Origin of the sequence: Lysinibacillus sp. RS11 (assembly GCF_042019215.1) — a bacterium.
GTDB classification, from domain to species: Bacteria; Bacillota; Bacilli; order Bacillales_A; family Planococcaceae; genus Lysinibacillus; species Lysinibacillus xylanilyticus_A.
The window spans coordinates 2790984-2810986 of record NZ_CP168124.1 but is presented as its reverse complement, the minus strand read 5'-3'; the positions used below and the strand labels follow the sequence as shown (position 1 = coordinate 2810986).

The 20003-nt window shown below is 36.0% G+C and carries 21 protein-coding genes; 10 read left to right on the top strand and 11 right to left on the bottom strand.

The features are described from left to right. Positions 1-55: 55 nt before the first annotated feature. The 5 genes from AB9L17_RS14425 to AB9L17_RS14405 form a co-directional block, all read right to left on the bottom strand. Positions 56-1516: a spore germination protein gene (locus AB9L17_RS14425; RefSeq protein WP_068984628.1), complete on the bottom strand. Its 1461-nt coding sequence runs from the start codon at positions 1514-1516 to the stop codon at positions 56-58. After that, positions 1516-2640 carry an endospore germination permease gene (locus AB9L17_RS14420; RefSeq protein ID WP_068984627.1) on the bottom strand — a complete coding sequence of 375 codons (1125 nt, stop codon included), beginning with the start codon at positions 2638-2640 and terminating at the stop codon, positions 1516-1518. The genes AB9L17_RS14425 and AB9L17_RS14420 overlap by 1 nt, the downstream gene beginning before the upstream one ends. A 168-nt stretch (positions 2641-2808) precedes the next feature. Next, positions 2809-3696, bottom strand: coding sequence for a DUF3298 and DUF4163 domain-containing protein (locus tag AB9L17_RS14415; RefSeq protein ID WP_068984626.1), 888 nt, complete (start codon positions 3694-3696; stop codon positions 2809-2811). Further along, a complete protein-coding gene (locus tag AB9L17_RS14410; protein WP_068984625.1) occupies positions 3689-4207 on the bottom strand; it encodes a sigma-70 family RNA polymerase sigma factor in 519 nt (172 codons plus the stop codon). The genes AB9L17_RS14415 and AB9L17_RS14410 overlap by 8 nt, the downstream gene beginning before the upstream one ends. 254 nt (positions 4208-4461) lie before the next feature. Further along, positions 4462-5229 carry a TSUP family transporter gene (locus AB9L17_RS14405; protein ID WP_068984624.1) on the bottom strand — a complete coding sequence of 256 codons (768 nt, stop codon included), beginning with the start codon at positions 5227-5229 and terminating at the stop codon, positions 4462-4464. Between the two features lie 226 nt (positions 5230-5455). On the opposite strand from AB9L17_RS14405, the gene AB9L17_RS14400 reads away from it, so the two are divergent. The 4 genes from AB9L17_RS14400 (at position 5456) to AB9L17_RS14385 (ending at position 9706) form a co-directional block, all read left to right on the top strand. Further along, positions 5456-5881 carry a hypothetical protein gene (locus AB9L17_RS14400; protein ID WP_375199297.1) on the top strand — a complete coding sequence of 142 codons (426 nt, stop codon included), beginning with the start codon at positions 5456-5458 and terminating at the stop codon, positions 5879-5881. Positions 5882-5955: 74 nt separating this feature from the next. Further along, a complete protein-coding gene (locus AB9L17_RS14395) occupies positions 5956-6948 on the top strand; it encodes an LLM class flavin-dependent oxidoreductase (RefSeq protein WP_375199296.1) in 993 nt (330 codons plus the stop codon). A 376-nt stretch (positions 6949-7324) separates the two neighbouring features. Continuing rightward, positions 7325-8460, top strand: a protein-coding gene (locus AB9L17_RS14390; RefSeq protein ID WP_375199295.1) for an IS3 family transposase whose coding sequence is annotated in 2 segments (ribosomal slippage) — positions 7325-7550 and positions 7550-8460 — 1137 coding nt in all. Because the reading frame shifts where the segments join, the coding sequence is not laid out codon by codon here. 256 nt (positions 8461-8716) lie between these two features. Further along, positions 8717-9706 (top strand): Rpn family recombination-promoting nuclease/putative transposase, encoded by a 990-nt coding sequence (locus AB9L17_RS14385; protein WP_375199294.1) that lies wholly within the window; start codon positions 8717-8719, stop codon positions 9704-9706. Between the two features lie 158 nt (positions 9707-9864). Here the strand turns inward: AB9L17_RS14385 and yfkAB are convergent, their stop codons facing one another. Continuing rightward, positions 9865-10977, bottom strand: a complete 1113-nt coding sequence (gene yfkAB, locus AB9L17_RS14380; RefSeq protein WP_068984620.1) for a radical SAM/CxCxxxxC motif protein YfkAB — start codon at positions 10975-10977, stop codon at positions 9865-9867. Between the two features lie 265 nt (positions 10978-11242). Here yfkAB and AB9L17_RS14375 point away from each other — a divergent pair, with 265 nt between their 5' ends. The 3 genes from AB9L17_RS14375 to AB9L17_RS14365 all read left to right on the top strand — a co-directional run bounded on the left by AB9L17_RS14375 (position 11243) and on the right by AB9L17_RS14365 (position 13865). After that, positions 11243-11947: a YjjG family noncanonical pyrimidine nucleotidase gene (locus tag AB9L17_RS14375; protein WP_068984619.1), complete on the top strand. Its 705-nt coding sequence runs from the start codon at positions 11243-11245 to the stop codon at positions 11945-11947. 158 nt (positions 11948-12105) lie between these two features. Further along, on the top strand, positions 12106-13020 hold the full coding sequence (locus AB9L17_RS14370; protein WP_375199293.1) for an S-layer homology domain-containing protein: 915 nt from the start codon (positions 12106-12108) through the stop codon (positions 13018-13020). A 209-nt stretch (positions 13021-13229) separates the two neighbouring features. After that, on the top strand, positions 13230-13865 hold the full coding sequence (locus tag AB9L17_RS14365; protein ID WP_068984617.1) for a 50S ribosomal protein L25/general stress protein Ctc: 636 nt from the start codon (positions 13230-13232) through the stop codon (positions 13863-13865). Between the two features lie 49 nt (positions 13866-13914). On the opposite strand, the gene AB9L17_RS14360 is transcribed toward AB9L17_RS14365, so the two are convergent. The 3 genes from AB9L17_RS14360 to AB9L17_RS14350 form a co-directional block, all read right to left on the bottom strand. Continuing rightward, positions 13915-14520, bottom strand: coding sequence for a DUF2812 domain-containing protein (locus AB9L17_RS14360; RefSeq protein ID WP_068984616.1), 606 nt, complete (start codon positions 14518-14520; stop codon positions 13915-13917). Then, the gene (locus AB9L17_RS14355) at positions 14507-14794 is read right to left on the bottom strand and encodes a PadR family transcriptional regulator (protein ID WP_375200797.1); all 288 of its coding nucleotides are present in this window, start codon (positions 14792-14794) and stop codon (positions 14507-14509) included. The genes AB9L17_RS14360 and AB9L17_RS14355 overlap by 14 nt, the downstream gene beginning before the upstream one ends. A 215-nt stretch (positions 14795-15009) precedes the next feature. Further along, positions 15010-15636: a YczE/YyaS/YitT family protein gene (locus AB9L17_RS14350; protein WP_068984864.1), complete on the bottom strand. Its 627-nt coding sequence runs from the start codon at positions 15634-15636 to the stop codon at positions 15010-15012. Positions 15637-15799: 163 nt separating this feature from the next. On the opposite strand from AB9L17_RS14350, the gene AB9L17_RS14345 reads away from it, so the two are divergent. Continuing rightward, positions 15800-16222: a pyridoxamine 5'-phosphate oxidase family protein gene (locus AB9L17_RS14345; protein WP_068984615.1), complete on the top strand. Its 423-nt coding sequence runs from the start codon at positions 15800-15802 to the stop codon at positions 16220-16222. A gap of 153 nt (positions 16223-16375) precedes the next feature. Here AB9L17_RS14345 and AB9L17_RS14340 read toward each other — a convergent pair whose 3' ends face one another. Beyond that, complete coding sequence (locus tag AB9L17_RS14340; protein ID WP_068984614.1) at positions 16376-16933, bottom strand: flavodoxin family protein; 558 nt, start codon at positions 16931-16933, stop codon at positions 16376-16378. A gap of 113 nt (positions 16934-17046) precedes the next feature. On the opposite strand from AB9L17_RS14340, the gene AB9L17_RS14335 reads away from it, so the two are divergent. Both AB9L17_RS14335 and AB9L17_RS14330 read left to right on the top strand, forming a co-directional pair. Beyond that, positions 17047-17937 (top strand): LysR family transcriptional regulator, encoded by an 891-nt coding sequence (locus AB9L17_RS14335; RefSeq protein WP_068984863.1) that lies wholly within the window; start codon positions 17047-17049, stop codon positions 17935-17937. 42 nt (positions 17938-17979) lie between these two features. Continuing rightward, positions 17980-18234 (top strand): hypothetical protein, encoded by a 255-nt coding sequence (locus AB9L17_RS14330; RefSeq protein ID WP_223556445.1) that lies wholly within the window; start codon positions 17980-17982, stop codon positions 18232-18234. Positions 18235-18364: 130 nt separating this feature from the next. On the opposite strand, the gene AB9L17_RS14325 is transcribed toward AB9L17_RS14330, so the two are convergent. Further along, entirely contained in the window at positions 18365-19390 is a 1026-nt protein-coding gene (locus tag AB9L17_RS14325) for an S-layer homology domain-containing protein (RefSeq protein WP_068984612.1), read from the bottom strand. Between the last annotated feature and the right edge of the window lie 613 nt (positions 19391-20003).

Below are 20003 nucleotides of genomic sequence, written 5' to 3'. Positions count from 1 at the left end.
TCCTCTCAAATAGATATGCTCATTTGAGGGGATATTTCTTATTGCCTTTTTTTCTTCATTTCTTCTCCTTGGTTTCAGCGGTACGAGTGTAATCTTGAGGTGCAAGTGCTTTATTACGCTCAGTGTAACTTTTTGCAGATAAGCGGAAGATCGATTTTTTAATAGTTGACCAATTTAAATCTGTGGCAAGATTCATGTAAGAGTAACCATAGATTCGGATATTACATAAGTAAAGAAGTGTAAGGTAAAGGGATATAAAAAATCCAAATAAACCAAAAAATGCACTGGCAAGAATGAAAGCAACACGCAATATACTGATGGTTGTGACAAGAGATTGGTTTACAAGTGTAAATGTTGCAATTGTAGAGATAGCAATAACTACAATCATTTCTGGACTTGTCACACCTGCGCGAATGGCTGCATCACCAATAATTAAACCGCCAACAACGCTTATCGTCCCTCCAATAACAGAAGGCAGACGTAAGCCAGCTTCACGAAACAATTCAAACATTAATAGCATTAGTAACATTTCGAGAGAGGAGGGGAGAGGTAGCCCTGTTTTTGCTTGGACAACTGTTGCTAAGAGCTGAAATGGTAGTTGATTTTGGTGATAAGTCGTTAGCGAGAGCCAAAATGCGGGCAACAGTAACCCAATTAAAATCCCTAAGATCCTCAAAAGTCGTTCAACAGAACTGAAAATGACAGGATATTCATTATCCTCTGCAGATTTCAGCAGTAAAAATAAATTTACAGGTGTGACGACGGCATATGCTACACCATCAACGAGAATGAGAAAGCGTCCTCTAATTAGTGACTGAATAGCATAATCGGGCCGTCCAGTATAATCAAATTTCGGGAAAAGCTTAGAGTTTTTGTTAATCCGCTCCATTAGTATATCCCCGCTAAAGACAATATCTGTATCTACAGATGCTAGTTGTTTTTTTATTCCATGTAAAATATCCATATCGACAATATCATCGAAATAAAGAATGGCCACGGTTGTTTTTGAACGTTTACCTACTTCCATTTTTTCTACACAAAACGAATTCGTTGGTAAACGTTTGCGCAATAGTGCAATGTTGACGCGAATATCTTCAATAAAATTATCTCTAGGTCCCTTAACAAGAACTTCCATTCTCGTCTCTTCCGGATTTCGATTAGGCTTTTTAGCGATATTACTAGCATATAAAAGTTCTTCTTCCTCAAAGTAAAGTAATAAGAAACCAGTGTATACAAAGGTAATAGCTTCTTCTTTATCTTTGACTTTTTGAAGAGTCGGGATATGAAGTTGATTTGTAATATTTTCTTCAAAAGATGTATCAGCTAAATGATCATAAAGAAATTGGATACGCCTAATAATGACTTCATTGAGCAGGTGTTGGTCTATCATTGCATCACAAGTTATGAATTGAACCTTTTGTTGATTAAATGTATATTCCTGAAATTGAATATCTGCTGATTTTTGAAATAGTTTTTTTAAGGTGTTTAGGTCTATAGCCTTCTCCTGCTGAGGCATTATAACTCACCACTTTCCATTTCTTGTTTTTCAGGTTTCCCTTTTTTAGAAGATTTATTTGAAAAGAAAGCTACTAGTACGAAAAAAATGGATAAAAGAAAAAAGAAAATAAAAGTAGCTGTTAATATATAGTTCCCTTTCACTTTCAAAAATATGTTTTCATTTAAAATAATTAACGGCAAACAAAGTAGAAAGAAGGGGGGAGCTAGCATTTTCCATATTCGTTTTGGATCCCCAGTCATTTTCAGTAAATCCGCTATTACATATAAAAAGAAGCCAACTCGTATAAATGTTCCAGTAAGCCATTGATAAATAGAGAAAAAGTCAAGATGCTCAATATAGCGACCAATCGATACTAATCCCCATTCCTCGTAAGCAGGATATCTTTGCTTTGCTGCTTCAGTTGGACCAAATTCTGTAATTGCACCGATCAGCGGACCTAAAGTAAGTCCCATTAAAATGAAAAGCATGATGCCAAAATGATACCAACGAATACGCTCTTTAAATTGATGTTGTAAAAATAAAAGCATTAATAGTTCAATAAATCCTGAAGCTGGATAAATCATCCCTTTCATAACAGGGGTGAATCCGTGCTCAAAAAATGGGCGTAATAACTCGTATTCTTTTACCTGTAGATTTGTAAATGCGACAAAAAAGCCAAAGACTACTACACCGAATAATACAAAGACATTTAAAATAGCAATGGTTTGTAAACTTGTTGTAACGAGTAAAATACAAAGAACCGTATATATGAGTAATAACATAATGACTGGAGTTTGGGGTAAAAATGTTGTGTTTACCCATTGCAGTGTTTCAACCATCGTAAAAGCACTGAGGATGAATAAAAATATAGCGATACTATAAATAATAATTGTTGAGCCTGTTTTTCCGATTTTTTCATCTAACCAGTCCCTGATTGGCTCCTGATTTGTCTTTTTTTGTATATAAACTAAAAGAAATAGCCAAAAGAATATAATAGCTGAGGCCATTAGTACAGAGATCCATCCGTCCCTTCCTGCAACATCAAGTAGTGGGGGAATAATTGTCACGTGATTTTTTAAGCCAATGACAGTCATGGATAAAAAAATAACATGTAAAATACTAATTGTTCCTACACCTTTCATATGAAAACCCTCTAACGTTAATTGATACACTTTAGCTTTGACAAAAAGTGAGGATTATAAGCATGACAGGCTCCTCTTAAAAGAGTGTATGATACATAAAAAAGCGAGGTATTTGACAATTTATCGTCAAATACCTCGTGTTTTGGAACTATATTTATAACAAAATGATTAATGAATATATTCTGTGCTTACAAGATCCTTTTTCAGGACATCTGTTGGGATTTCAAATTCTACTATACCCATATAGCCAGGTGCTACTTCGTATTTATCGAAGGAGATAACAAGCTTTCCTTTATCAGAAATATAGAATTGTTGATCCGCTTTAATAGCTTTAAATTCGTCAAAAAGCTCTTCGTCAGGAATGCCTCCTCCTTTTACCCAGTACGTTTTATCTGAGTCGGATGCCGCTTGCTCACGCATTTGTTCAATAATGTTTTCACTGATCGTTTTAATATAATTATCATCTTTAAATAGCATCGGCAATGTAATTAATATTTCATTTTGTTTATCAATTGTATCGTACTGCATAACTGTAGAAGATGATCCAACTGTATTGACAGTATAACGGCCAATCGATAAGATTTGCTCATTATCTGTTTTAATTTCATAACCACTATCTATCCCTGCATGACCGCCTCCAATTTCCTTTATATAATCAACTTCAGAAACAAAGTCATCATAAAGAGCCTTACCTTCTGAACGGTATTTTTCATTTAAAGTATTGGCAAGATCTTTGTTTTCTAAGTTTTCAATAGAAGGTACTTTAATGTCAGCATCAAATGTTTCTTCTTTTACCTCATATTCAGTCCATGTTAAAACTTTTACGATACTACCAACAACAGGAATTTCTGAAAGAGTTCGTGCCATTGCTGGACTAACATTTAAACTAGCTGTAAAAAGGGCTGCAGCCGCTGCCGATCCAAGTAACCATTGTGGTGCTCGATTTTTTCTCTTCTTTTTACCTTGCTTTAGTGCTTTCTCAACTACAAAATCAAGCTCCTTTGGAATAGGTATTTCATTATATTGTTTTTCTAATTGTTTTAATTTTTCATCCATGTGCTGTTTCTCCCTTCACATCTTGCATTTGGATTTTTAGCAGTTTTAACGCTTTATAAAGGCGAGATTTGGCTGTGCTTAGCTTAATGTTAAGGATATCTGCTACATCAGCGAGCTTTAAATCTTCAAAATAGTGTAAAATGACAACTTCACGATACATTTGAGGTAAGTCCTCTAACGCATGCTCTAAGTCAACGTTTTCGTAGACATCCTCTTGTGCAGGTGTTAAATATTGCAATGTATCATCGTCTGTCACCTGTAAGCGTTTATGCTTACGTAAAAAATCAATAGCAGTACGTACGACGATTTTATAAAACCAGCTTTTCATATACTCGACATTTTCTAGTCGATCAAGTGAAAGCATTGCTTTTTGAATACTGTCTTGTACAACATCAAGTGCGTCCTGTTCATTTTTCGTATAGTTATACGCGAGCAAATAAAACCGTTCTTTCTGTTCACGAATAAGCTGGACAAATATTTCTTCATGTTGAAATGCATTTCTTGTTTTCATGTCCAAAGAAGCTCCTTTTTAATTTTCAAATTGTATACAACTACTAGACGTGCAAAAGGGGAGAAAAAGTTGATAGCAATAAAAAAACTTACCTCTACTATGAGATAAGTTTTATCATTCTAAAGTAGTACCATACAAAAACAAAAGCGATCATACACAACCATTTAAGTGTTGTGATGAAAATAATTGTACTTCCTTCAGCAGATAATTTTTGTACCGAAAGCGACAGGTACAGAAGTCTCCCTTCGAACCAATTATGAAAAATAGTCATATGTATTTTTCAATAGTAATAGAATTGTCACTACGATAAATAATTTACGTACATACCCACTACCACGTTTAATGGCAAATTTAGAACCAACAATGGCTCCAGCAATTTGTGCAAGTCCCATTGGTAAACCATAGGCATAATTTATTTGCCCTAAGTATATAAACATAAGAAGGGCGGCAATATTACTTGCGAAATTTAAAAATTTGGCATTGCCTGCTGATTTTAAAAAGTCAAAGCCAACCATTAAAAAGGCAAATAGTAGAAATGAGCCTGCCCCTGGCCCTAAAAAGCCGTCATAGAACCCAATTAAGGTAATGATCACCACAAAAAATGCGTAACGTTTAGGTGTCAATTTTTTATGGGTAGACATGCTACCCCAGTCTTTTTTGAAAATAGTGTAAATAGCTACGGCTGCTAGCATTACAAGCATTAATGGTTTGAGAACGCTAGGATCCATCAGATGGACAATCCATGCACCAATCATTGAACCTATAAAAGCAAACGGGAACAATTTATAAACGGATTTAATATCTAATTGTCCAGAGCGATAAAAAGTCAAAGTGCTTGTTAGTGACCCCATTGTACCTGCTAATTTATTGGTTGCCACGGCCGCAGATGGTGGAAGACCAACAAACATAAGCGCTGGTAATGAAATAAGCCCGCCGCCTCCTACAACAGAATCGATAAATGCAGCAAGAAAGCCAAAAAAGATAAGAATGAGTAAAATGTTTACATCTAAATCGAAAGGCACAATAGGTCATCTCTTTTCTATGATAATAATTTGATATTAGCGAAATGAAAAATAACTGTAAATAGCTTAAATAGTATTTCTCTATTATTTTTTTAATAGAGTAGTATTGAAATTTAATTTAATATTTTAAAATTCTACAAAAATCAAAAATATTCTATTTTAAGTGCATTTTTTAATGTATTATGTAGGTGATAGTGTTTTTTACGTAAAGGGGACGTGATGACATTTGAGTTTAGCAAATCATGTAAGAGTATTTATTTGTGTTGTCCTTATGGGGCTACTTGTCGGATATGTTTATAATGCTAAAAAAGATATTACAGATCATGAGTATATCAATATAGTGAAAGAAGGATATTTGGAAAATTTTTCGGATGTAGCTGTTCGTAATGCATTTAATTATGCATTTTTTGAACCATATTGGCGATATTATCAGGCTAAAACGGGTGAGCATGTTGTCGAATTATCAGGTGATATTACATTTCAAGGTGAAAAGGGGCATGCGATTTTACAGTTTGTAGTAGATGAACAAACCCAGCAATTTACTGTTTATGCGACGAAGTTTAATGATGAAGTATTGAGTGCAGAACAAAGACGAATGCTTATTGGCATGGTTTATGAAACATGGCATATGGAGCAGCTTGCCTATGAGTAAGGTCTTTTACTTTGTAAAACGAACTTCCTATATTAGAGTGAAGAGGAGGACATAGAGACAAAGAGGTGTGTTCAATGAGATTAAGTATTTTAGATCAAATGCCTGTACCAAAAGGCCATACTGCGGAGGAAGCATTTCAGCGCACAGAACAAATAGCGCTTTTAGGTGAAGAGCTTGGCTATCATCGAATGTGGCTAGCGGAGCATCATAATAGTCATTCATTGGCAAGTTCAGCGCCCGAGGTGACAGCTGCTTTTTTAGCTGCGAAAACAAAGCGTCTTCGCATCGGTACAGGTGGCGTGATGATGATGCACTATTCACCGTATAAACTGGCAGAGGTCTTTAAAACATTATGTGGCTTGGCACCGAATCGAATTGACTTTGGTGTAGGCAGAGCCCCTGGTGGCGACCATGCCTCTATTTATGCACTAGCAGAAGGCCGAAGAGAACGATTTACAGAGCAATATGATAAGCTTGAAATCATTTTAAAATTGATGAATAATCAAAAAACGGGCGAAAATGTTTATGACCAAGTGATAGCGGCACCAGTAAATATTCAATTACCAGAGGCTTGGTTACTTGGTTCTAGTGGTCAAAGCGCTATGCAGGCAGGACGACTAGGTGTGGGTTATTCATATGCGCAGTTTTTCACTGGAAATATGACAAAGGATATTTTTGATGCGTATAAAACTTACTTTACACCTTCCTATTACATGGAGAAACCACAAATAATCGTTACCTATGCGGCGACAGTTGCAGATACATTAGAGGAAGCGGAATATTTGGCTAGACCTATTGATATTACTCGTCTCCAGCTTATGAAGGGACAAATCATTCAGGTAATGTCACCTGAGGAAGCACAGGATTACCCACTTACGGAATTGGATAAAATGACAATTGCCGATAATCGTAAAGCCAATCTTGTTGGAACTCCTAAGGAAATCGCTGAATTTTTAGTGGAAGAGCAAGAGCAGTATGGATTTGACGAAGTGATGCTTAATTGCAATCAATATGCACTAAAAAGTCGCATGAATTCCTATAAGCTACTTGCAAAGGAATTGTTGTAAAAATAATGTAGTTACAGATGTAAGTATATATTAAACTTTACATTTCAAAATATAGAATCATAAGTATGGTGGCATGTAATATATAAAGATACAAAAATCCGTTCCTTTGATAGTAGCAGAAATATAAGAAGTGTTTTGGAAATTAACGAAAAAAGAGCTATGTTTCAGTAAAATGAACATGGCTTCTTTTTCATACTAAACTTTATCATCTTCTTCGATGGCTCTGTAATTGAGATTAATAGTTCTTTACACATATTTAAGGTTTTGTAAGTAACATAATTCGTTTTTGATGTTTTATAGAGTGGATGTATTATAGATGAGTGGACACACCTCGGTTAAATCAATAGAATTGAGTAAAGAGAGAACGTGTCCGACCATGAGTCAAAAAAAGTACAATAAAGAATTCAAACAAACAGTAGTCGAGCTTTATCGCTCGGGTACACCGGTCAATCAATTAGCTAGCGAATATGGTGTGTCAGAAGTCACAATTTACAAATGGATTAAACTTCATTCTCCAATTGAAGGAACTGGGGAGTTAACTGCAGCTGAAATAGCCGCCATCCAGAAAGAAAATCTTCGTTTAAAACAAGAGGTAGATATCCTAAAAAAGGCTATGACCATATTCGCGAAAAAATAGATGACCAAGAGCTAATCGACCACATTACGAAAGAAAGCGAACATCAACCCGTTCAATTGATGTGTCGCATTTTAAAGATGCCTAAAAGTACGTATTATCAATCATTTCATAAAAAGCCGAACAGCTATCATGCTGCCAATGAAAAGCTACTCGCACGCATTCGCGTCATTCATAAGGAAAGTGACGGTCGTTATGGTGCACCGAAAATATTTCAAATCCTTAAACAAGAGGGCTATACAGGTAGTATTGATCGCGTTCAACGCGTTATGAGAAATGCAGGCATTCGTTCAAACATCACAAAAAAGTACCGTCCGACGCCAACACAGAAACCCTTGGAAGAGCGTGAAAACGTGTTGCGACAAGACTTTACAACCGAAACTATCAATGAAAAATGGGTGGCAGATATTACGTATATCCATACTGTACAAGATGGTTGGTATTATTTGGCGTCGGTATTAGATTGTCACACCAAGAAAATTATTGGGTATAAATTTGGTCGTAAAATGACGGTTGACCTAGTTTTAGAAGCCCTTGATAACGCAGTAGCAGCGCAAAATCCAGCACCAGGACTAATTGTACACACTGATTTAGGCTCTCAATATACAAGTGAAATTTTTGGTGAACGCTTAAAGAAATACGAAATGATCCCATCATTTAGTCGAAAAGGATGCCCTTATGACAATGCATGCATCGAATCATTTCACGCAACACTCAAAAAAGAAGAAGTATACCGAACACGTTACGACCGCTTTGAAACCGCACGCGTAGCTTTATTTAAGTACATCGAAGGCTGGTACAATCGCAAGCGAATCCACGGTAGCATTGATTATTTCACACCCGATGCGTATGAGAAAATGTGCCGAGCAGCAGCGTAAAAAAGGGGTACAAAAAAATCTACCCCTCCACATTTTTCGGGCGCAACTTCCATATATTTTCCGCTCTACATCCCGAGTAGGCGGTCAAAGGCTCTTTTCACTTTGACGGGCTACTCGGGATGTGGAACACTCCAAAAATGGACGTTGCGCAACACACAAAAAATTAACTTGAGTGTGTCTATAATCTTGACGTAGATCCAGAGGTCTAATAGTAACCCGTGCTATAATGATAGTAATAAAAAAGAGGTGATGCCTGATGAATCGAAAAGCAATACGAAGAATTCCGTTAGATAAGTTTTTTGATTTGAAGGTTGATTTTGCCTTCAAGCAATTGTTCGGTAGTGAAAAGAATAAAAAAATTACGATAGTTTTTTTGAATGCAGTTTTAAAGCTTACTGGGCGAGATACTATTAAAGAAGTAATATTTATTCAGCATGATATGGGCGGTGAATATCAGGACGATAAACAATCTCGGCTCGATATTCTTGTGAAAACACAAAATGGTGATTTTATCAATGTGGAAATTCAACTATCCAATCAGCAAGATATGACAAAGAGAACCCTATATTATTGGGCAAAAATGTATGAAACCCAACTAGTCAGAGGTATGGGATATAGTGAATTACGCCCAACCATTACGATCAATATATGCAATTTTACAATGTTTAAAGACATCAAAGATTATCATAGTACTTATCATCTGTATGAAGACAGAATATTATCAAGGCTAATGCCAGACGAAGATGTGCTGGAAATCCACTTTATCGAGATGAACAAGTTTATTACTCTCTGGCATGAAGAAAAATTGGATGCACTTGATGATATCTTAATTCGATGGTTGTTATTACTTGGTATGGTCGATGGTCGGAAAAAGAAAGTATATGCAGAGATATATCGTGAATTGGAGGAGTTAGCAATGAAAGATGAAAACTTACGTGCAGCATTTGATACATGGGGAGAAATTAGTCAATCCCCTGAAACAATTCTTGCTTATCAGTCTCGCTTAAAGTATATCTTAGATGAAGAAGCTCGCTACATTGATGGAATCAATAAAGGGAGAGAACAAGGAATAGAGCAGGGAATAGAGCGGGGAATAGAGCAAGGAATAGAGCAAGGGCGTAAACAAGCGCAAATAGAGTTAGTGAAAAAATTGCTGAAACGTCATGAAACGGTTGAAGAAATAATGGATTTATTAGGCTTATCGAGAGAAGAAATTGAAAGAATAAAAAGCTTAGATTTACTGTAAGAAACACATATAAAGTATGGATATATTCACTTTTTCATAAAATTTATAGTGACCCGATGCTTTTTCATTTTCAATGCAACCGAAATATTTATTAAACAATACTATAGTATAAAAAATGTCCAATGCATATAGACTTTTGCATTGGACATTTTTCATTTTTACACTGTAGCAGAGCCGCTAACAAACTGTGCATTTTTATAATACATATTTTTAACAAGAACGTTTGGACCTAAGCATTTTACTGCTGGACAATGACAGTTTAGTGATTTCGCTAAATCTGTTGCCATCCATTTATCAAAAATTGCAGGCAGTTCATCGTTCACAATATTTCCAAGTGCAGGTGTGTCGCCAAAGTCTGTCACGATGACATCACCTGTAAAGATATTGATATTTAAGCGTGAGCGACCATCTGGATCATTACGCATCGTAACGTTTTTTGCTTCTCTTAGTCGTTTTAAGAGCTTTTGATCTTCTTCATTCACGCTACATGGATAGAACGGAAGCGTGCCAAATAGCATCCACGTGTTTTCATCTCGAACATCAAGTAGATGATGAATAGCTTCACGTGTTTCCTCAAGTGATAAAGACGTAAGGGCACTTGCAAAGTCTGAAGGGTACATAGGATGCACTTCATGGCGTGCGCATTTCATGTCGTTAATGATTTGATTATGGATATGTTCTAAGTATGGTAAAGTTTTTTTGTTTAACATTGTTTCCGCCGATACCATTACACCGTGTTCTGCAAGCATTTTTGAGTTGTCGATCATGCGTTGGAATAAAGCGGCACGCTGCTCATACGTTGGTTTTCGCTCCATCATGGCAAAGCCTGTTTCAACAAATTCATCAACCGTGCCCCAGTTATGTGAAATATGTAGCACATCTAAATACGGTGCAATCATTAAATAACGTTCGGGCTCTATTGTTAGATTTGAGTTGATTTGTGTTCGCACGCCTCGTTCATGTGCATATTTCAATAAAGGCAATACATAGTTTTGAACGGATTTCTTAGACATCATCGGTTCTCCACCAGTAATGCTTAGCGTTTTTAAGTGCGGAATTTCATCCAGTCGCTTTGTAATCAGCTCCATTGGAAGTGCTTCAGGATCTTTAGTTTGCAATGTATAGCCAACCGCGCAATGTGCACAGCGCATATTACAAAGTGTTGTCGTTGTAAATTCAATATTAGATAGGGTCATATGCCCATGTTGTTCAACATCTAAATACGCTTCCCATGGATCAAAGACAGGCGTAATTTTTTGTAGGGTCGTCATAATTCGTACATCTTCCTTTCTAGCATTCTATTGTCTCATATTCGCTAAAAATTTCAAATACGAAATTATCGAAAGGGCTATTTTTAGGTTAGATGATCATATTTATTACCCAATTAAGGAAATAATTTTAACGACTTTTTTAAAAGACATTTCCAAAAATTCTGTAAAAAGAGAGGTTGGGTACATTTCCTGTTATTTTTTTTAAAAAACGTTATGATAGAAGTACCAAGATGGTAATATTGCACCAAAGAAAGTAGGAAATGACATGACTAAATATGAAACATTATTGTTCGACGTGGATGACACATTATTAGATTTTGACTTAGCTGAAAATGCAGCCCTTGACCGTTTATTTAAACAGGAAAATATTGCAACTACTCCAACGATGATTGCTCGTTATAAAGAGATTAATGAATCGATGTGGCGTGCTTTTGAACGGGGAGAGGTGTCTAAAGATACACTACATAACACTCGATTTTCAATTGCGTTAAAGGAATTCGGCCTAGATGTAGATGGGGAATACTTTGAAGCAATCTTCCAAAAATATTTGAAAGAGGCACATCATTATGTAGACGGTGCCTATGAAGTAATCGCACAGCTTGCAGATAGCTATGAATTATATGTCGTTTCAAATGGGAAAACAATGACTCAAAATAAACGATTAGAGGATGCTAATTTAGCGCAATTTTTCAAAGGTATCTTTATCTCGGAGCAAACTGGCTATCAAAAACCAATGCCAGCATTCTTCGATTATGTTTTTGAACGTATCGAAGATCTAAATAAAGATAAAACCCTAATTATTGGGGATTCTTTAACTTCGGATGTTAAAGGCGGATTACAGGCCGGTATTGATACATGCTGGTTTAATATACGTAATATAGAAAATACAAGCGATATTCAACCACATTTTGAAATTAAAAAGCTTTATGAGTTACATGTATTATTAGATAATAAAATAGCAATTCTGTAAGTGCATGTTTGAGCTACGCTTCAATTGCTCGGAAGTCTAAACAATTGAAGCGTAGTTTTTAAATGGCACTAAAGTGTTGGTGAATGTGCTAAAAATACTATATTTTTACATAGAGAAATCCAGTATGATAGTTCTAGATGAAAAGAAGGAGGAGTAATATGAAAGGGAAAATTCCAAAGGTAGTGTTAATAGGAATGTTAGGTTTATCACTTGCTACCCCCCTACAAGCATATGCCTATCAAGAGCCAACGAATTATGTACATATGAAAACGCCTAATATGACAGTTTACTCTGCATATGGTGCTACCATTAATGCATCTGAAAAAGGAGATATTTTTAGCATTAAAGCAGATATTGTCAATAACCGTCAGCCGCTTGAAGTGGAAATCTTCAAAAATGGTCAGGATGGTGTATTAAAGCAAGTTGCTAAAAAAGGCGTAATGGAGCCAGTTGCTTATCGAGATTTAGGGGACCGAGTGATTGTAACGCTTCATAATAATGCGGAATTAAAATTTGTGAATCCACAGCCCAATTATTTTCGTGATACAGGTCATTCAGCATACAGTACGTACATTAGTACTTTAGCGAAGCGGGGAATTGTTCAAGGAAGAACCGCAAATAATTTTGGCATTAATGATTCCTTAACGCGTGCTCAATTTAGTGCATTACTAGCTCGTGCATTCAGCTTTCAGCAAGTACAACCAACACAATTCAAAGACATTGATGCCAAAAAATCTTGGTATGGTGGATATGTTGGTGCCTTACATTCTCTAGGGATTATTAAAGGGAAAACGCAAGAATTATTTGATCCAAATGGAAAAATAACACGCCAGCAGGCAATTTTAATGCTAGGGCGGACATTAGATGCTGTTGATTTTGTACAAGAAGAATATGCCGTTTTACCTTATCGAGATACTTACAATCTCCAAGGGGAAACATTGCGTCATACGGAGACATTGTATGCAATTGGTGCTCTAGACTACAATGAAAATCTATCGCCAAATCAATATATTACACGTGAAGAGTTTGCCAAAATGCTAGTGGTGACATTGAGCGCTGCTGGAAGGTTATAATAGGATAAAATTAGCCGAGCATAAATACGTCTCGGCTTTTAATCTTTTTAAAATATGTTGTTGTTGGAGTATCCTTTTAAATGAAGAGACAGCCGCCGGAACATTTTGGAAGCTTCGCGTTGATTGTAGAAATTGATTAAATGTATAAAAATCTATAGAACGGGCAAAACCTTTTATGAGACTAGTTTCCATGAAAGGGGAAAATGACGATGAGTACTGTTTTAACCGCAAATAAACGTGAAAAAGGGCGTCAATCATCATTAACTCAGCTTAGGCAGAAAGGTGCTATTCCAGGTGTTGTTTATGGCTATCAAATGGAGCCAACAGCAATATCGCTTGATGCTAGAGTATTTGCAAAAATGTTAGCGGCATTCGGAAATAAAAGTGTCTTTCAATTAGATGTTGACGGTAATCGGATCAACGCAGTACTAACAGAAGTGCAACGTTGTGCATTAAAAGGCAATGTTAAGCATGTAGATTTCAAGTCCATTAATATGGCGGAGGAACTAGAGGTTGATATTCCAGTAACGGTTACCGGTAATGCCATTGGAGTTGCAGATGGTGGATTCCTACTACAGCCTAATCGTGAAGTTCGAATAAAAGTAAATCCAACTAAAATCCCTGAAACAATAGAGGTGGATGTGACTGATGTAGCCATCGGAACATCACTTTATGTAGGAGATATTCGTCAAAAGTTTTCCTTTGAAATTTTACAAGAAGATGACTATACATTAGTGACAATTACACCGCCTGCTGCTGAAAATGTACAGGAGGACGACACAGTGGATGGTACCCCAGAAGTAATCGAGGCTACTGGGAAAAATACACCTGCATCAGAAGAATAGAAACAAAAAAGGAGCCATCTTACACGTGCTGTAAGTGGTTCCTTGCTGTTTATTGCATAAACTGCTGTAAAGATTTGCGGTAACGGAAATAAGTCACAACATACATACCGAAAGTTGCGGAAAATAGCCAAGGTAGGATAAACCGCATGATGGCAAGGGGTGTTTCAAATAAAAAAGAAAAAAGGAAAGAAAAACCTTCTTTTTCCCATAAACCTGGCGTAAAATAAGCATCTTTTATATTGAAAGGGTAAAAGTTATCATTGGAATAAAACATCATTAGCCATATAAAAAAGAGTATAGCCCAATAGCTGGAATGTTTCATTAATCGTTTATATTTAGCAATTTGCGAATCATTATCAGAAAATAATTCATCATTGCCATCTTTTCTTTTAAACCAATAATAAGAACCATCATACGATGTTTCTTTTAATGTTTGCCATCCAAAATCCTCATATAACTGTTTATAGTTAGATCGCTCTTCTTTCTTAAGATCTTGCTGAAAATCAATACGGATAACTTGTTCAAGATCATCTGTCTTTTTAAATGTATAAAAACCGCCAGAAATCACATTTGTACAAACCCATCCTTTGGACAACATATGATTTAACCATTTTTCTTCCTTTTCGATATCAATAAAGAGTTTAAACTTGATCATGTTCATCAGCTCTCTCATATAAAGATAAAATTCGCTGCAATCTTTCTTGCTCGGCCGCTAATACTTCTAGTCCCTCAGCTGTTGTTTGATAAACCTTACGCCTCGTATCTTGGGTCTCTACAGGCGAAATCCAATGATATTTCAACAAATTTTCAATTGCCCCATACATGGTCCCAGCAGCAATCCTTACACTACCTTCGCTCATTTCTTCGATTTTTTGCATCATTGCATAACCATGAAGCGGTTCGCGTAAAGCTAGTAAAATATAGTGCATCGTTTCCGATAAAGGGAGTAATTTATGCTTTTTCACTATGTCACACCTCTTATTCAGTTCAACTGTATAGTTTGATTATATATAGTCCAACTGTATAATGCAACTGTATACAAAAAAAGACAATGCATCTTAAAATGCATTGTCCTTAAAGTTAATCCCGCATGAATTGCCCATAAAAATGGGATGAAGAACACCCCACGGAATAAACTTTCACTTTATATAACAGCGCTCTTCACGCCTGTCCATTTTGTAAATAATTTCTCGTTGTATGTTAAAGCCAATTGTACAATTGGTCCAAGCCCAAAGGCCATTAGAGCCGTTCCAACCCCAATAGGTCCGCCAAGTAAAAAACCAAGTATAGCTACTGTAACTTCCATCGTTGTACGAGCGCGCGTGACACTCCAGCCAAGCTTATGAACCATAAGAAGCATTAATGAATCACGAGGACCAATACCTAAATTCGCCACCATATACATACCACAGCCCCAACCAAGTAATACTAAGCCACATATATAAGCAAGCAGTTGCATCCAAAAGCCATTTATATCAGGAAGCCAATAGTTAAAAATATCAATAAAAATACCTGCTAAAAACATATCTATAAATGTGCCTGGCAGTGGAAACTTCTTCGTTACGATCATATCAATTGCTAGAATAGCTAGTCCAATTATAATTGACCAAGTACCAATTGTTAACCCGAACGTTTTCGTTAGTCCAATATGTAAAACGTCCCACGAACCAACACCAAAAATTTGCCCTTTAATCGTTAACGTTATACCAAGAGATAAAACCAAAATGCCTGTAAGAAAGAACAGACAGCGTGTGAAAAAAGCTTGCTTCATCATTAAATACCCTCATTCTGAAAATTCTTGTGTCCAAAAAGATATTATAACAATAGATTGAGAATAACTCCGAAGATTGATATTTCGTATTTTTCTAAAAATTTTACGGTTAACTTAACTAAATAAGGACAAAATATAAGGGGATAAGAAAGGATGGGATCACATGAGCTCTGTACGTGACGAAATATTAGAAGTTTTAAATCGAGAAAAAATAGGAACGATGGCAACTGTGAGAAATGGTAAACCCTTTTCACGCTATATGACGTTCGAAAATGAAAATTTTGTGTTATATACAGTAACGAATAAACATTCAGAAAAAATGGAAGAGCTTCACAATAATCCATATACACATATTTTATTTGGGTACGAAAATGGAGGATTTGGTGATTCGTATGTTGAAATTGAAGGAAAGCTAACAGAAATTCATGAGGAAGGACTAAAAAATAAGTTAGCTGAGTTTTTTACAAGTATTTTCGTTGGTAATCAAGATGAAATGATTACTTTAAAAATCGAGCCGATTCGTATGCGCCTGATGAATAAAAAAGGGGAGCCACCTAAAGAGCTTGAATTTACAAACGACTATTAAGATGTGGTCGTTTTTTCGGGGTGATAATGGAAATTATACAATGGGCTTCTTCATTTAACGATAAATCTTTACTACAAAATATTTTGACGTCACATGGAAAAATCGAACATTTGAAAAACGACCTAAAAGCATAACCGCTTTCAGGTCGTTTTCTTATTGAACATTTATACGTGCTTTTAACTGATTATTTAATATGGCTGCCTGTGCTAGTGCCTGTTCATCATGATGAATCTCACCAGGTATGTTTGCTTCTCCAATAATATATGAGGAAAACTGCATCTTTAAGAAATCAAAGATATATTGGAATTGTTGAATCATTGGTAGACCCTTTATATATGGGTCATCACCTCCGACAGCAAGAACGATTGCCTCAGTATTTTGTAGTTTTTCTTTTAGTTGTGGAAAGCGCTCATCACGAATAGCATGACTCAGTCGATCCACCATGTTTTTCATAATTCCTGACATGCTGTACCAATAAATCGGTGTTGCAAAAATAACGAGATCACTTGTTAAAAATGCTTGAATAATTTGATCATAATCATCATCTACAAACTGAAAGCCATTATCATCATGGCGCAAATCGTGAATAGGCTCAATCGTTAAATTTTTAAGGTCTATTTTTTCATGTCTTATACCCTCTAATACATAGTCAGCTAGTTGCTCACTATTACTATCGGCTCTAGAGCTTCCAATAAAAGCGGTAATGTTCATTTGAATCCTCCTCTGTTTTTCAGGTTATAACTAGTGTAAACTTATGTTTGTTATCGATAAAGATGAATGTTTCGATGGAATATATCGAAAAAGGCGATTTAGAGGTGAAAGAGATGGATATTAAACAGCTACAAACGTTTTTAACAGCATCAGAAACGTTAAGCTTTACGCAGACAGCACAGCTACTGGATTATGCACAGTCGACTATTACCGCACAAATTAAATCACTTGAAGAGGAGCTTGGAGTTGTTCTTTTTGAGAGGCTAGGAAAACGTATTACTTTGACAGAAGAGGGAAAGCGATTACAACAGTATGCCCAAAAAATGCTCGACTTAGATATGGAAATGAAAAAAGCAATGTTAAACGAGCAGGAACAAGCGGTGTTAAAAATAGGTGCACAGGAAAGTCAGTGTGTATATCGTCTTCCAAGTATTTTACAACAATTTCAAAAATCTCATCCCCAAGTAAAAATTATTTTTAAGCCCGTACACACAACCGAAATTGCCAAAGATTTATTACAGTCAGGCAATCTCGATGTAGCGTTTATTACAGATATTTATAGAGAGACGCCTATGTTACATAGGGAACGACTTTTACAAGAGCAATTAGTATTTGTCACAGCACCTACCGATGATCACTTTGCGAAGGGTGTATTTTCTTCACAACAATTAATAAATGAAACGCTGCTCTTGACCGAATGTGGTTGTTCCTACCGTAATCAATTGGAAATACAGTTACAGCAGGAAGGTGCACTACCATACCAAATGATTGAATTTGCTAGTATTGAAGCCATTAAGCAATGTGTGATGGCTGGCTTAGGCATCTCATTCTTACCGAAAATGGTGGTGGAAAAGGAGTTAGAAAACCATCGTTTAGAAGAATTGACGACATCCATGAATTTAGCAGATATTTTTACGGATATTGCTTGGCATAAGAATAAACATATATCTCCGTACCTCTCGGATTTTATTGAGATTGCCATTAATAGTTATAAGAAGTTTTAAGAGCCCCCAACTAGCGACTGATTAGCAAAAAGGTGCTGGCCATTGAATCGACAACACTCTAAAAGTCGATTTAAAATAAGGGTTGTACTGTTTATAAAAGAGAAACCACATTTCACTGAATTTATTACCGCCACAGGCTACAGTCAATTAAAATGGGAAGATATTAGCAAAATAGCAACAAAAAAATTCTTTTATCGCTCAGCAATAAGCCTGACTTTCCTAATCAACACGCTTGTTTTTATAAAGATTGCATCAGTGATAAAAGTGCTAGTTGAGTTATTAAAAAAGTGCGAATGAATACTATAATTCATTTCGCACTTTTTAGTTGATCTGCACAATTTTGACTTATAAAAGTACCTCAACGGTGTAGTAATTCAACATTGTGATATTCATAATAAGTTAAGAGATTACGAGTCGGACATACAACCTATTGCTTCTTCAAAGTCCCAGAAAAATTGGTTCCTTCATCATGCTCTGCACTACAATCAACCTCGGTAATTTTAAGTGCATTATGAAGGCGCTCAAATTCTAGTACACAGCGATTGCCGTTTGAGGATTTGTTCATCACGGCCTTCGTGCTAGAAGTAATCGTTGCTGTCCCATCGACACTCCCGGCCGCTGTTCCATCATTGGCAGTAATGAAAATATTAAAGCTATTACTTGTTGCATTGGAGATGATGGCATCACGGCGATTGAAATCAGTCGCACCTTTACCCCATTTATAGTAATACGAATAGGTACCTTCCCAAGCACTTTTTGATGGTGTTGTGAGCTGCATTGTTTTATCTAGCTGATTTTGGCCATTTTTTGCTCGTGTATTTAAAGAAGCATTGGTAGCATTTTCATGAATGGCTTGCGCGTCCTCTGAAATGGCATAAAAATTTCTTTCATCCATACGATGGAGCATTGTAACGACTTGAGCACGTGTCATATTGTTTGTAACGCCGAAAAACTTCTGCAAATTACGATTTTCATACTGAGGATTTTGACCAGTAGAAATGTAGTAATCGAGTAAAAATTGAATCGATTGATCTAATCCACTTTTACCATTCGTTAAATGTGATATTGCCTGTGCCACAACACCACGCTTTACAGTAGCTGCTCGAATATGGTTATCGAAATATCCATTTAATGGCACACCATAGCTTGCAAGACGATTGTAATATTCATCAGACCAGTTTGCAGCAGGGGTCTGTTTTTTTAATTCATCATTCGGCGATTCAAGCTCATAAAAATTGGCAAGTAGTTTCGCAAATTGTTGCTCTGTAATTGTTGCATTAGGTTTAAATGTACCATCTGCATAGCCGTTAACGATTTCATATTCCTCGGCCCACATAATGGCTTCATATGCATAATGATCTTCTGGTACATCTTTAAAGCCAGCAGCTTGTACTGTGTAACCACTTGTCACAACAAGTATAAAAAGCATTAAAGCGCATACTAATTTTTTCATTAGTTTCAGACATCCTTTCTAGCTAGGTATGTTAATAGTTTGCAGTATACGGATAAAAACTGCAAATTTTTCTAGTAAAGGACGAGGGAGGAAACTATTAAAGGAGACGATTCTTTTAAGAAAGCAGGAAAATTGAAAATCTGTATTTTTAGATTAGTCAAAAGTAAATTGATATTTTTCGGAAGTGCTGAAAAATCCTGACCATTTATTATTTAAGTGCATGTTTGGGTGCCCGTTGAAAAAAGATTATACTGGTATTCATCTCAACACTTATAGAGAGAGAATCTTCTACTGCATGAAGATAGAAAAATTTATTAGATTATTGTTGACGTTTCAATTGATAATGGTTATCATTTTCATATAAAGATTATTCCTCATTTACAAAACAGTGTAGAGAGGATGAACTTTAGCTACTTTTCTCCAGAAGTATTGCTAGTTCATGATTACGCTCCTAAAACCCCCCTTATTTTTTGGGAACGTGAAAATCTCAGACGATTCATTCTAAGATAGGATGGAGTCGTCTTTTTTTTATGTTTCTGGATATTTAAAAAACAACACATAGAACCCGACTGTTATGAAGAAGTAAATAATTAAACAGCACAAATCGATCGCA